Here is a 12,364-nt window from a genome sequence, read left to right on the forward strand (position 1 = left end):
TGAATGTTTTTAAATAAAAAACCGAAAGAGGAATAAATCTGAAAATCAAGAAACACAACCTCATTCGTATTGAACATGTATTAATGTGAATCAATGTTTTTCTGCGTATAATATAGCCTAATAAGTAACCCACTGGAATAACGAAAGCACAAGGGAATGATCCAATACATGTATGCCATCTGGAATAAAGGGCATCGGCCAAATATATCATTGAAGACAGGAATACTTATTGTCATTACATTCACACTCACAATGATTTGTTGCTCAACAATCGCTTTTACTGTGCTAAATAGCAGGGAAAGTTTTGGGTTCCTGCCCAAGACCTCCACCGACGCCAAAATTTTTATCAATATACCCGGCACACTATTTGAAAAACGCAGAAATGCAGTGATTAAAGAGGTAACTCGATCACCAGCGACTAGCGTTAAGCTTCCCTTATTCCTTAAGGGAGTTCTGACAAGTACTGACAGTCGGCGCTCACTGGCTATTCTTCAAGGACCGACGGGTCAGCATAGTTACCGTGAAGGTGAAAAGCTTGCTGATGTGGAAAACGCTTACTTGCAGTCAGTAAAACCAGACGAAGTTTTAATACGCACCCCCAAGGGAACAGCGATTTTATACCTCAGTGATAAAGCTCAGGATAATAAACGCCCAGAACCACAAAAACAGAGGGCAAACAAAGAACACGCAAAATACTTAATGCATTATTTAGTTGCCAACCCCGTATATAAAGATGAGAAACTTACAGGTTATAGATTCAATCCCAAAACGAGCCGCAATGTTTATCTTAGAGCGGGACTTATTCCAGGCGAGTTCGTCATCAAAATAAATGGGCAATCTCTCGACGACACTGCAACAGCAGATAAATACATTGAACAACTGGCAAGCCTGAGGGATGTACAACTTACCGTTCTGAGAGAAAATCAACTTCAGAATATCTATATAAATCTAGCCACTATCGAAACATCGTTGGATACAGAAAGTCATGAAGAAGTTCATTAACTCTCTCCTAGTAAAGGCATGCATATTATTTGCCACCCTTCCAGGGATTGTACACGCGGAAGAGTTTACTGCGAGCTTTAAAGGCACGGATATTAAAGAGTTTATTGATACGGTAAGTAAAAATCTGAATAAAACTATCCTTATCGATCCCTCCGTGCAGGGAACTGTTTCTGTCAGAAGTTATGATGTTTTGAATGAAGAACAATACTATCAATTTTTTCTCAGCGTGCTGGATGTCTATGGTTTTGCTGTGATCCCCATGGACAACGGGCTACTGAAGGTCGTGCGTTCAGCGAATGCCAAAATGTCTGGCGTGCCCGTTGCAGACAAAAACAACCCCGGCAAGGGAGATGAAATTATCACCCGCGTCGTAACGCTTCTTAATGTGCCGGTCAGAGAGTTAGCACCTTTGCTTCGCCAGATGAATGACAGTACCGGAGTAGGGAATGTTGTTCATTACGAACCCTCCAATGTTTTGCTTCTGACGGGCCGGGCATCGGTGGTCAACCGGCTTATTAAGCTTGTCGAACGCGTTGACGCGATGGGTGACCAGCAAAGGCAAACCATTAAACTAAAATATGCTTCTGCCCCGGAAATGGCTGAGATGATGAACAACCTGGTTCGCGAGGAATCTAAAGGACAATCATCGTCCATATTACAAGCCAAAATCGTCGCGGATGAGAGAACCAATACCCTAATCATCAGCGGGCCAGAAGGTGTGCGCAGCCGCGCAGCAAAACTGGTTAGTCAGCTTGATAAAGACCAGTCATCTCAGGGCAATACGCGTGTTTTCTATCTGAAATATGCCAAAGCGGAAAAAATCGTTCCCGTACTTACTGGCATCACAGAAGAGATGAAAGAAGGCAAAACAGCTCAGCCTTCCGGCGCGTCTAACAAGCCGATGAGCATCACTGCAGATGAACAAACAAACTCCATCGTCATTACTGCACAGCAGGATGTGATGCAGTCACTCGAACAGGTCATCACCAAGCTCGATATCCGCCGTGCACAGGTGTTAGTCGAAGCCATTATTGTCGAAGTACAGGATGGCAACGGGCTTAATCTGGGTATCCAGTGGAGCAACAACCAGGTTGGTGGAACACAATTTACCGGAACCGGCGCGCCAATATCGACCGTTGCGGCCGGAGTTCGCCAGTACAAAAAAGAGGGCATTATCAGCAGCGATAATCCTCTGAGCAGCACTTTGCAGACCTTCAATGGCATGACCGCAGGCTTCTTTAGCGGTGACTGGAATGTCTTACTCACTGCGTTATCCACCAGTAATAAAAACGATATTCTTGCCACCCCAAGCATTGTCACTCTCGATAATAAAGAAGCCTCATTCAACGTCGGTCAGGAAGTCCCCTCCCTGTCCGGCTCACAAACTACATCTGGCGATAACATTTATAGCAGCGTGGTTTACAAAACCGTCGGCACAAAATTAAAAGTCACTCCGCAGATCAATGAAGGTGACTCTGTGCTGATGGAAATCGAACAGGAAGTTTCCAGCGTTGATACTTCAACTAACTCTAGTCTTGGTCCGACCTTCAATACCCGCACCATTTCCAATGCCGTGCTGGTTCGTACGGGTGAAACTGTAGTCCTGGGCGGTTTGCTGGATGACAGTACCAAAGAAACCAAATCCAAAGTTCCTCTGTTGGGTGATATTCCGTGGATAGGCAATTTGTTCCGCTATACCAGCACTGAATCAGCAAAACGTAATCTGATGGTGTTTATCAGGCCGACCATTATTCGTGATGATGAGGTTTACTCTTCCATTTCCAATAAGAAATATTCGCACTTTCAAAAAATTCAAAAAACGCGTCAGGATGAGGACCATCAGGATCTGCTCACGCCAAATACCCGTTCTATTTTGCCTGACTATCCTGGGAACAATGTGCCAAAAGCATCCATATCCACCACGCCTGATGACGGCAAACCTCGTAATCCGTTTAGTGGATAAGCCATGAACAGTGATAACGAAGTGCTATATAGACCCGTTGTGGAACAAGCCTCCCCTGTTCTGCCTTATACCTACGCCAAACAAAAAGGCGTAACGCTGCTTGATAACGTACTTTTTTGCCGACAGGACATTTCAGCGGAAACACTGCTCGAAGTACGTCGGATCATGGGTGAAATAACGGCGGTCGAAATAGTGGAAACGACATTGTTCGATGAAAAGTTATCAGCAACCTACCAGCGTAGCAGCGGCGAGTCACAACAAATCATTGATGATATCGATAACGAGGTCGATCTTCTGTCTTTGTCTGAGGAATTACCTGATAACGAAGACTTACTGGCCAGTGATGAAAATTCGCCGATCATCCGTCTGATTAATGCGGTGCTTTCTGAAGCAGTCAAAGAGGGTGCTTCGGATATCCATATCGAAACCTTCGAACGCATGCTCAGTATCCGGTTTCGTATCGATGGCGTCTTACGGCAAATCCTGCAACCGGCTCGCAAGCTGGCACCGTTCTTGGTATCGCGCATCAAGGTGATGGCGAAACTGGATATCGCTGAAAAACGTTTACCTCAGGATGGTCGCATTTCGTTACGTATCGGTCACCGGGCGATTGATATCCGCGTATCGACCATTCCAGCTCAATATGGTGAGCGTGTGGTGATGCGCCTTTTGGATAAAAATAATTTATGTCTTGAGATTCCACAACTTGGTCTGTCTCCACAGGACGAACAACAGCTATCGGCATTAATCCGTAAACCTCACGGGATCATTCTGGTCACCGGGCCGACCGGTTCAGGTAAAAGCACGACTCTGTACGCAGTTCTTTCTGCACTCAACAATAACGAGCGTAACATTCTTACTGTCGAAGACCCGATTGAGTATGAACTGGAGGGCGTGGGGCAAACGCAAGTTAACCCCCGTGTAGAAATGACATTTGCGCTCGGTTTGCGGGCGATTTTGCGTCAGGACCCGGATGTAGTCATGGTCGGTGAGATCCGCGACAATGAAACAGCTCAAATCGCGGTGCAGGCTTCACTGACCGGCCATCTGGTGATGTCAACATTGCATACAAATAGTGCCGTCGGTGCCATTACCCGTTTACGGGATATGGGTCTGGAGCCCTTCCTTCTCGCCTCCTCATTATTAGGCGTGGTGGCTCAGCGACTCGTGCGACGCCTTTGCCCGCATTGTACCCGACAGTCCCCGTTAGATGTGTCTCACATTCCTTTATTCCACTTTCTGCCTGAACCACCAGCCACTGTTTTTAAAGCCGTCGGATGTTCTCAATGCCATTTCACGGGCTATAAAGGCAGGGCGGCTATCCACGAATGCATGGTTGTTGATAACGCTATACGTCAGGCTATTCATGAGAATCAGGATGAATTTTCCATTGAGAACATTCATCGCAAAACTGCCCGAAGCTTGCGGGAAAATGGACTGCTTAAAACCATTAGCGGCGAGACTACGCTGGAAGAAGTGATCAGAGTTACTGCCGAACAAGAGATAGCGACACGGGGAACGCCCTCATGAGCCGCTTCGCCTTTCATGCAATCACCCCGACGGGCAAGACGCAGCGAGGAGTAATTGATGCCGATTCTCTCCGCCTGGCGCGCCAGATTGTCCGCGAGCGGGGTTTAACGCTTCTTGAAATAAAGCAGGTGGGCAACTCGCTGACAACTCTAAATAGTAAAAATAAAGGATTGAAAACGCGTGTCCCTTCACATGCCATTTCACTATTCTCACGTCAGCTCGCCACATTAACCAATGCAGCCCTGCCCGTAGAAGCCGCACTTGCCGTTATTGCCCGCCAAACCGAGCACGCCGGACTCACGCAAGTGCTGACCGCTGTGCGTAACAAAGTGGTGGAGGGACATACGCTAGCCGATGCATTATCTGATTTTCCTCGCCTATTTGATCCGATGTTCAGAACACTGGTCACGGCAGGTGAACGAACCGGACAACTCGGCACCGTACTGGAAAAAATGGCGGATTATTATGAAATCCGCCAGCAAATCAAAAGCAAGTTGTCGCAAGCCATGATTTACCCGGCCATGCTCACCATCATTGCCATTCTAGTGATTGTTATTTTGCTGGTTGCCGTCGTCCCGCAAATCATTGAACAGTTTGTGCATATGAAACATACGCTGCCCATCTCCACCCGTATTTTAATTGGCGTCAGTGGTTTCCTGGAACGTACATGGTGGGTGATTGCCATAGTGGTTATCGCTTTCATCGCTACCTTCAGGCTGGCTCTGCGCCGTAAGCATAATCTTATGCGTTTTCATACGGCGTTGCTCGGTGTTGTCGTTTTAGGGCCACTGATCAGGGCCATCAATAGTGCCCGATATGCCCGGACTCTCAGTATCTTGCAATCGAGCGGCGTTCCTTTACTTGATGCGATGAAAATCTCAACAGAAGGGATAACTAACCGCCGGATCCATTATTTACTTACCCAAGCGGCAGAACATGTTCGTCAGGGCAGCTCACTCTTTGCTGTTCTGGAACAAACCCGCCTCTTCCCACCCATGATGCTCTACATGATTGCTTCCGGTGAACAAAGCGGGCGTCTTGGCGAGCTTATGGCACACGCGGCTGACAATCAGGACAAGCTGATGCAACACCGGCTTTCAATGGTATTGGCGCTATTTGAACCACTGCTGATTGTCACTATGGCCAGTATTGTTTTATTCATCATCATGTCGATTTTACAACCGATTCTCCAGCTTAATAATCTGGTCAGTTAAAGGTATCATTCCATGTTAAACATTCAAAAAAATCAGTACATTGGCACTCAGAAGCAACAAGGCTTTACATTAATCGAACTGATGGTGGTTATCGTCATTCTCGGGGTGCTGGCAGCGCTCGTTGTTCCTAATGTAATGGGCAACAAAGAACGGGCAGATACCCAAAAAGCCGTCAGCGATATTGTCGCCCTCGAGAACGCCCTCGACATGTATAAGCTGGATAACCATCGCTATCCAACAACCGAACAAACGCTTGAAGCCCTTGTAACCCTGCCCACGATCAACCCGCTACCTGCAAATTATCGTAACGATGGATACATAAAGCGTTTGCCCGCCGATCCCTGGGGCAACGAATACATGTTGGTCAGTCCAGGTGAACATGGGGCTATCGATGTCTTTTCTGCCGGGCCTGACAGTGAGCCCAACACCGCAGATGACATAAAGAACTGGGTTGAGAAGGATCACTAACCTTGTCCGCGGTCAAACAATCCGGCTTTACGCTGCTGGAAATACTGATGGTAATGGCCATTTTCGCCATTGCTGCAGGGGTTGTGGTCATGGTTTTACCGTCTGACAACTCACAAATCCAACGCGCTGAGCAAATGAAAACAGTGATGGAATATGCTGCTGAGCGCGCAGTGCTGGAAGGAAAACCGCTCGGGCTTTCCTTAACGGCCGGCGCTTATCGGTTTGTGATTTTAGGTGGCACGCTAACGTTGATTCCACTAACACGTGAGCCTCAGTGGCAAGAAATTGAATCTTCCCGCATGCCTGTCAGCGGTGAATTTGCGGAAAATGAAACCCTTTCGCTCAGCCCTTTAGCCCTCAATAAATCTATCAACCGCCCACCACAGATTGTTTTTATGCCCGACGGAACACTTTCAGTCTTTGAACTCAGTTTTTCTTCCTCTGCATCTGAACCGGCCTGTTGCAGCATCATTTCTGAAGGACGACTGCCACTGATCTTCAATGTCAGAAGGTCTGGAAAATAATGCGTATATCTTCAACGTGTAGTGTTAAAAATCAGCAAGGTATGACTCTGATTGAAGTAATCATTGCCCTCGGCATCTTCGCCACGGCGGCTCTGGCATTACTGAATAGCCTGAGTTCGCAAATGAGCGCAGTAGATCATTTTCGAACTTCTCTCTTTGCCAGCTGGGTTGCTGAAAATACGCTGATAGAAACACAGATCAAAGCGGAAAAAAAAGAAAAAAGACGAGTAACGCTAGCCGGGCAGGAATGGTTTGTTGAACAGCAACATACCCTTGATAGAGAGAACAACATTAGCCAGAACCAGGTACGCGTTCTTCAGATTGAAGATGCCCATTCGCCGATCCTTTCGGTGAGCCGCTGGACTCAGATAATGGCAGAGAAGCCATGAGCTGCCAGCAGCCAGCCAAACAACAAGGTTTCACGCTGATAGAAGTCATGATTGCGATGACGATATTTGCGCTTCTCAGCCTGCTGGCCTATCAGATCCTTTCCGCATCAGTTAAAAACAGTGAAATAGCACAAGAACACACGGCAAGACTGACCGTAATTCAGACTACATTTTCTTTGCTGGAACGGGATCTGATCCAGATATTGCCACGGCAAACCGATGTGGCAGGAGCTCTTTTATCAGCCTCTGAGACATCATTAAGTTTTACAACCATTGGCAGTTATTCTGCATCAGCCCCCTTGTCTGCCAGTGATCTTACACGGGTTACCTGGACATTTACCGATCACACACTGACGCGCAGCGCACAATCTCTTCCGTCCCAGCCACTGACTGATTCATCAGCGATAACGCCCTTTACCCTGCTGACAGGCGTAAGTTCTTTGCATTGGCGATTCTATTCCGGCGGCTGGACCAACAGCTGGAGCAAAACGGATTCTTTTCCAAAAGTCATCGAACTCATTGTCACGCTGGAAGATATGGGTGAAATACGCCGGTTATTCCTCCTGCCCCAAATAATTGAGGAGACGAAGGCAGAGTCAGCTGATAAGCCGTCTGAGCAAGCAAGTTCTGAATCCGCAGCTCCGGTATCCTTAAACGGGGAGAACACCAACGATGAGTAAGCAACAGGGTGTGGCGCTACTGATCGTCTTAATGATCCTTGCCATCATGGCTGCATTAGCGGCAAAAATGACGCTGCAATTTCAGGTCAGCCAGCACCGCCAAAGCTGGTTACTCAATCAACAGCAATTACGCTGACTAACCTTTGCCGCTGAAGAAATCGCCCTGCCGAGACTGAAAAAAGAACTTACCGAAAACCCTGTTCAAAACAACCTCGATCAGTTTGCCGTTCAGCAAGGGCACTTCACCGGCCAGGATGGATTTTCAGTGGACTATATTATTGCGGATGGACAAAACTGTTTTAACATTAACAGCCTGCGTAATAACGAGCCTGACACGACGATAGAGGGTGAACCATACAATACGCAGGTACTGAAACAACTTCTTCTCGATGCGCAGGCAACATCCGTTGAAACCGAGCGGTTCGCTGATACCCTCAGCGATTATCTTGATGTCGATAACGAGACCCGAACATCCGGTGCGGAATCCGAGTATTACGAAACGCTGATACCGCCCCGCGCTGCAGCTAATCAACGTCTTTTTTCCCTGAATGAGCTGGCGCTGCTGCCCGACCTCCCTCTTCTGCCACTCAAAAAAATCCGACATCAGCTTTGCACTCTCCCCGAAGAGTTTCAGCAAATTAATGTGAATATGCTGACCGAAGAACAGGCTCCTCTGTTAAGCGCCTTATTTCTTGGCGGTATTAATCAGGAGGATGCAATCAGATTAATTTCAGCGCGACCGCGCAGAGGCTGGGTTTCTGTTGACGCTTTTCTGAAAGAGGTGAAGAAACAGCGTTTTAGTCTGGAAATCCAAAGCAGCGAATTAAAACCGCTGCTGACGGTACGCAGCCAATACTTCGTCCTCTATACGCTAGGCCGGTTTGAAGAACAGCAAAATGCTATGAGCAGTTTTGTGCAATTCAATCCACAGGATTCAAAAATCAAAATTTATCAACGTCGCTATCGGGTAATTGAGTAAATGGAACAACTTCATCTGGCCAACAGGCTGTTTATCAGGGCTGGTACTACGCCAGAGCACTCACTCTATTGGTTCACGGATAAGGCAGAATGTGACAACGATATCCATTGCCTGCCGGATACCGAACATTTATCAGAACTCGCCACACAACCTGCGGCACGTAATGTTTGTCTGTTCATCCCGGCCAGTGAAATAGTTTTCCGTCAGATCGCTCTGCCTCAACACGCAAACAAAATTACTCGCCAGATGATTGGCCATCTTACTGAAGAAAGTATTGCCAGCGATGTCGATACGTTGCATTGGGTTGAGCTTTATCGAGAAAAACAGACACTCTTTGTGGCGGGTATTGAATCAGATTATTTAAGAAACTGGCTTCGGCTATTTAGCGATGCAGGGCTGACAATAAGGCACATTTATATTGATGCCTTGCTGCTGCCCAGGCATGAAGAAGGCTGGTCGATAATGAAGCTTGATAAGCAGTGGCTCCTTCGACAGTCGGAATATTCAGGCTGCCAGGTTGAGCAGGTATTACTCGATACCCTACTTAAAATCGCAACGCCGGAGACATTACATTACTACGGAGATGAGAAATCGATTTCTGCTGGCTGGGTGCGCGCTGATCTGCCTTTTCATCCCCTGATTATGATGAAGAATAACTGTCCGTCAGCAGTGAATCTGCTGCAGGGCGAGTTCGCCGTGCGTAAAGAAGAATCCGTCTGGGAACGTCATCTGCTACGGGTGGCAACCAGCATGGCGATACTCACGGTGCTAGTGATTATCGGCGCCAAACTTTTCACCTGGTGGCAGATTTCTCAGCAAGAATCATTACTGAAAAAAGAGAGGCTTGCACTTCATCAAACCTGGTTTCCGCAGGACAAACACACCCGTAATCTGAAGTTCTATTTTGAACAAAATATGAAAAAAGTACCCATGGCTTTTCTTCCTGCACTGGCAAAACTCACGACTTATCAGGGGCAGAGCCCGCAAATTGACATAGATAAATTAGATTTTCAGCAAGAGACGAAACAGTTCACTCTGCAGATTACTACGGGTGACCGGGCGGCGATTGATGATTTCGTCGAACGGACCGAAAGCGATTTTCACTTTGCCATTTCTAAGTTAGCCACGTCATCAGCGGGTATCACCGCCACGCTAACTCAGCGGAGTAAATCATGAAACAGTGGCTGATGCTTAAAAATGAACGGGAAAGATGGCTGATACTGGTTGCCGCTTTTCTGTTGGCAGTAACTTGCATCTGGTACGGTATTTTAACCCCGCTCAACAACCGGATCGCCCAATCCCGTGCACGGGTCAACACACAACATCACCAGCTTGAATGGATGATTCAGCAAACCCAGCGTCTCGGGGCACCTTCCGGACTGCGAGTTAAGACAGAAAAGCTGACGGAAGCTATTAACACCTCAGCGGCAGGTTTATCCCTGCAACTTCCTAAGACTACTCAGAATGAGCGGGGAGTCGCCCTAAGCTTTGAGCAGATCCCTTACACCACCCTTTTACGCTGGCTTGAAATTCTCAATAAGGAATACGGTATTCAGGTCGTGGCCATCTCAATAGTGACAGGTAACGGACCAACAGGAAGCGTCAGTGTTCCTCAACTCACACTGCGTTAACGGGCAGATGTCATAACAAGGAAGATATTTAGCATGGACGGAGGATGGCAGCAATTGTCTTATATCACATCATTACCCGACGGGTTTTATCACACCTGCGTCGCTGTTTTGGGATTGCTGCTGGGCAGCTTTCTTAATGTCGTCGTTTATCGCTTGCCGCTGATGATTCAGAACGATGGTCAACTGACAGAGCATGGGTTTAATCTGAGCCTTCCGGCATCACACTGCCCCGCCTGTATACATCCGCTAAAATACTGGCAGAACATTCCGGTTTTGAGCTGGTTGTTGTTACGGGGGAAATGCCATTATTGCAAAACCACGATCTCTAAAAGGTACCCCCTTACAGAAGCAGGATGCGCCGCCATGTTTCTTGGTCTGTCGTTTCTGTTTACCACTCCCCTGAGTTTATTCAGTGCCTTATTACTGTTCTGGTTTCTTCTGGCATTAAGCCTGATTGATTTGGCAACTTACCTGCTTCCTGACCGACTGACACTGCCCTTGCTGTGGGCCGGGTTACTCGTCCACTCTCTGTACGGCAGCGTGACACTTCAGAATGCATTATATGGCGCGGTCGCAGGTTATCTGGCGTTGTGGTTTTTGTACTGGAGTGTCAAGTTAGTCAGCGGCAAAGAGGGAATGGGGTACGGGGATTTTAAACTCCTGGCAGCACTTGGCGCCTGGGTAGGCTGGCAGATGTTGCCATATCTGTGTATTCTCGCCGCGCTTGCGGGGATCGTTTTCACACTGGTAAGGGTAAGTATTTATAAAATGTCAGAGCAAACGCCTTTCGGACCCTGCCTGGCACTGGCTGGTGCGCTGATTTACATCAGCCAGGAGAGCAAAACAATCTGGCTGATGTTGAGTTAATACAGCAGAAATTACTGGGATTCTTCTTTCAGCTGAGACTGGATGTAGTTCTGAATGCCAATACGCCCGATGAGTTCCAGTTCGGTTTCCAGCCAGTCGATGTGATGCTCTTCATCCGCCAGGATATTAATCATTAAATCGCGGCTGACGTAATCGTGCACCGAGTCAGCATAAGCAATGCCTTCGCGTAAATCCTTCGCCCCTTCAAGTTCCAGCAGCAAATCAGATTTCAGCATTTCCTCAACATCTTCACCAATATTGAGTTTGCCGAGATCCTGCAGGTTAGGAAGCCCTTCCAGGAAGAGGATCCGCTCAATATAGATATCGGCATGTTTCATTTCATCAATGGATTCGTGATATTCGATACCGTTGAGACGCATCAGTCCCCAGTTTTTAAACATACGGGCATGCAAAAAGTACTGATTGATAGCAACCAGTTCATTTCCAAGAAGTTTATTGAGGTGTGCAATGACTTTTTTATCGCCTTTCATAGGTAACTCCTCCGTTCCGGTATCTAAAGCGTAGATCCGGTTCAGAGTAAGTCAAAAAAAAGGCACACTTTTTAACTAAGTATTTTTACGCGATGTTTTTGAAATCAGGAATTTGCTGTAATTCATCTTCCATTATTTGTCGTGCCGCACGAACACATTTGCCACATTGCGTTCCTACCGGAACAAAACTCCTCAACTGTTGGAACGTTTGCGGCTGGTAACGTCTGACTGCCTGTCTGATCGTTTTATCACTGACTGAATTGCACAAACACACGTACATATAAACCACGCTTCGCATAAATCTTGAACTAACTGTAAATGAGAATGGTTATTATTGCAAATGCAGTTTGAACGCTTTTGCACACAAATTTTAGGCAATAAAAAAGGGTGCCGAAGCACCCTTTTTTTGCTCTTAATTATCAGCGATTAAGCGATAACTTTAGCAACAACACCAGCACCTACAGTACGGCCGCCTTCACGGATTGCGAAACGCAGACCGTCATCCATCGCGATTGGGTGGATCAGGGTAACAACCATGTTCACGTTGTCACCAGGCATAACCATCTCAACGCCTTCTGGCAGTTCGATAGTACCGGTCACGTCAGTTGTACGGAAGTAGAACTGTG

At 47.2% G+C, this 12,364-nt stretch carries 14 protein-coding genes and 3 pseudogenes; 14 read left to right on the top strand and 3 right to left on the bottom strand.

Going from position 1 to position 12,364, the window contains the following annotated elements; all coding sequences use genetic code 11:
- Nucleotides 1-168: 168 nt before the first annotated feature.
- The 14 genes and pseudogenes from gspC to LC431_RS26450 all read left to right on the top strand — a co-directional run bounded on the left by gspC (nucleotide 169) and on the right by LC431_RS26450 (nucleotide 11,247).
- A complete protein-coding gene (gene gspC, locus LC431_RS25175; RefSeq protein WP_223510424.1) occupies nucleotides 169-1,002 on the top strand; it encodes a type II secretion system protein GspC in 834 nt (277 codons plus the stop codon).
- On the top strand, nucleotides 986-2,965 hold the full coding sequence (gene gspD / locus LC431_RS25180) for a type II secretion system secretin GspD (protein ID WP_013573683.1): 1,980 nt from the start codon (nucleotides 986-988) through the stop codon (nucleotides 2,963-2,965). Before gspC ends, gspD begins: the two co-directional genes overlap by 17 nt.
- Nucleotides 2,966-2,968: 3 nt before the next feature.
- Nucleotides 2,969-4,495 carry a type II secretion system ATPase GspE gene (gene gspE, locus LC431_RS25185; RefSeq protein WP_013573682.1) on the top strand — a complete coding sequence of 509 codons (1,527 nt, stop codon included), beginning with the start codon at nucleotides 2,969-2,971 and terminating at the stop codon, nucleotides 4,493-4,495.
- Nucleotides 4,492-5,709, top strand: coding sequence for a type II secretion system inner membrane protein GspF (gene gspF / locus LC431_RS25190; protein ID WP_014411537.1), 1,218 nt, complete (start codon nucleotides 4,492-4,494; stop codon nucleotides 5,707-5,709). The genes gspE and gspF overlap by 4 nt, the downstream gene beginning before the upstream one ends.
- Nucleotides 5,710-5,721: 12 nt before the next feature.
- A complete protein-coding gene (gene gspG / locus LC431_RS25195) occupies nucleotides 5,722-6,177 on the top strand; it encodes a type II secretion system major pseudopilin GspG (RefSeq protein WP_013573680.1) in 456 nt (151 codons plus the stop codon).
- A gap of 2 nt (nucleotides 6,178-6,179) precedes the next feature.
- Entirely contained in the window at nucleotides 6,180-6,701 is a 522-nt protein-coding gene (gene gspH, locus LC431_RS25200) for a type II secretion system minor pseudopilin GspH (RefSeq protein WP_013573679.1), read from the top strand.
- Nucleotides 6,701-7,090 (top strand): type II secretion system minor pseudopilin GspI, encoded by a 390-nt coding sequence (gene gspI, locus LC431_RS25205; RefSeq protein WP_013573678.1) that lies wholly within the window; start codon nucleotides 6,701-6,703, stop codon nucleotides 7,088-7,090. Before gspH ends, gspI begins: the two co-directional genes overlap by 1 nt.
- The gene (gspJ, locus tag LC431_RS25210) at nucleotides 7,087-7,770 is read left to right on the top strand and encodes a type II secretion system minor pseudopilin GspJ (protein ID WP_223510426.1); all 684 of its coding nucleotides are present in this window, start codon (nucleotides 7,087-7,089) and stop codon (nucleotides 7,768-7,770) included. Before gspI ends, gspJ begins: the two co-directional genes overlap by 4 nt.
- Nucleotides 7,763-7,906 carry a hypothetical protein gene (locus tag LC431_RS25215; RefSeq protein WP_223510427.1) on the top strand — a complete coding sequence of 48 codons (144 nt, stop codon included), beginning with the start codon at nucleotides 7,763-7,765 and terminating at the stop codon, nucleotides 7,904-7,906. The genes gspJ and LC431_RS25215 overlap by 8 nt, the downstream gene beginning before the upstream one ends.
- An 18-nt stretch (nucleotides 7,907-7,924) precedes the next feature.
- Nucleotides 7,925-8,749 (top strand): annotated as a pseudogene (gspK, locus tag LC431_RS25220) (type II secretion system minor pseudopilin GspK); the annotation flags it as partial.
- Entirely contained in the window at nucleotides 8,750-9,925 is a 1,176-nt protein-coding gene (gene gspL / locus LC431_RS25225) for a type II secretion system protein GspL (protein ID WP_223510428.1), read from the top strand. It abuts the pseudogene before it with no gap.
- Nucleotides 9,922-10,380, top strand: coding sequence for a type II secretion system protein GspM (gene gspM, locus LC431_RS25230; protein ID WP_112197973.1), 459 nt, complete (start codon nucleotides 9,922-9,924; stop codon nucleotides 10,378-10,380). Before gspL ends, gspM begins: the two co-directional genes overlap by 4 nt.
- Before the next feature lie 162 nt (nucleotides 10,381-10,542).
- Nucleotides 10,543-10,701, top strand: a pseudogene (locus LC431_RS26445) (prepilin peptidase); the annotation flags it as partial.
- A 42-nt stretch (nucleotides 10,702-10,743) separates the two neighbouring features.
- Entirely contained in the window at nucleotides 10,744-11,247 is a 504-nt protein-coding gene (locus LC431_RS26450) for an A24 family peptidase (protein WP_014411536.1), read from the top strand.
- Between the two features lie 11 nt (nucleotides 11,248-11,258).
- Here the strand turns inward: LC431_RS26450 and bfr are convergent, their stop codons facing one another.
- The 3 genes and pseudogenes from bfr to tuf form a co-directional block, all read right to left on the bottom strand.
- Nucleotides 11,259-11,738, bottom strand: coding sequence for a bacterioferritin (bfr, locus tag LC431_RS25240; protein WP_013573672.1), 480 nt, complete (start codon nucleotides 11,736-11,738; stop codon nucleotides 11,259-11,261).
- A gap of 85 nt (nucleotides 11,739-11,823) precedes the next feature.
- The gene (gene bfd, locus LC431_RS25245; RefSeq protein WP_112197974.1) at nucleotides 11,824-12,018 is read right to left on the bottom strand and encodes a bacterioferritin-associated ferredoxin; all 195 of its coding nucleotides are present in this window, start codon (nucleotides 12,016-12,018) and stop codon (nucleotides 11,824-11,826) included.
- Between the two features lie 146 nt (nucleotides 12,019-12,164).
- Nucleotides 12,165-12,364 (bottom strand): annotated as a pseudogene (gene tuf, locus LC431_RS25250) (elongation factor Tu); the annotation flags it as partial.

Origin of the sequence: Rahnella sp. GSA61A, from assembly GCF_019969905.1 — a bacterium.
Classification (GTDB): Bacteria; Pseudomonadota; Gammaproteobacteria; order Enterobacterales; family Enterobacteriaceae; genus Rahnella; species Rahnella aceris.

Bases quoted from the DNA above. Each gene is read 5' to 3' on its own strand.
- LC431_RS25215 (WP_223510427.1), top strand. From the start codon at position 7,763: ATGAGTAAGCAACAGGGTGTGGCGCTACTGATCGTCTTAATGATCCTT.
- gspJ (WP_223510426.1), top strand. From the start codon at position 7,087: ATGAGCTGCCAGCAGCCAGCCAAACAACAAGGTTTCACGCTGATAGAA.
- bfr (WP_013573672.1), bottom strand. From the start codon at position 11,738: ATGAAAGGCGATAAAAAAGTCATTGCACACCTCAATAAACTTCTTGGA.
- gspD (WP_013573683.1), top strand. From the start codon at position 986: ATGAAGAAGTTCATTAACTCTCTCCTAGTAAAGGCATGCATATTATTT.
- gspE (WP_013573682.1), top strand. From the start codon at position 2,969: ATGAACAGTGATAACGAAGTGCTATATAGACCCGTTGTGGAACAAGCC.
- gspC (WP_223510424.1), top strand. From the start codon at position 169: ATGTATGCCATCTGGAATAAAGGGCATCGGCCAAATATATCATTGAAG.
- gspG (WP_013573680.1), top strand. From the start codon at position 5,722: ATGTTAAACATTCAAAAAAATCAGTACATTGGCACTCAGAAGCAACAA.
- gspF (WP_014411537.1), top strand. From the start codon at position 4,492: ATGAGCCGCTTCGCCTTTCATGCAATCACCCCGACGGGCAAGACGCAG.
- gspM (WP_112197973.1), top strand. From the start codon at position 9,922: ATGAAACAGTGGCTGATGCTTAAAAATGAACGGGAAAGATGGCTGATA.
- gspI (WP_013573678.1), top strand. From the start codon at position 6,701: ATGCGTATATCTTCAACGTGTAGTGTTAAAAATCAGCAAGGTATGACT.
- LC431_RS26450 (WP_014411536.1), top strand. From the start codon at position 10,744: ATGTTTCTTGGTCTGTCGTTTCTGTTTACCACTCCCCTGAGTTTATTC.
- bfd (WP_112197974.1), bottom strand. From the start codon at position 12,018: ATGTACGTGTGTTTGTGCAATTCAGTCAGTGATAAAACGATCAGACAG.
- gspL (WP_223510428.1), top strand. From the start codon at position 8,750: ATGGAACAACTTCATCTGGCCAACAGGCTGTTTATCAGGGCTGGTACT.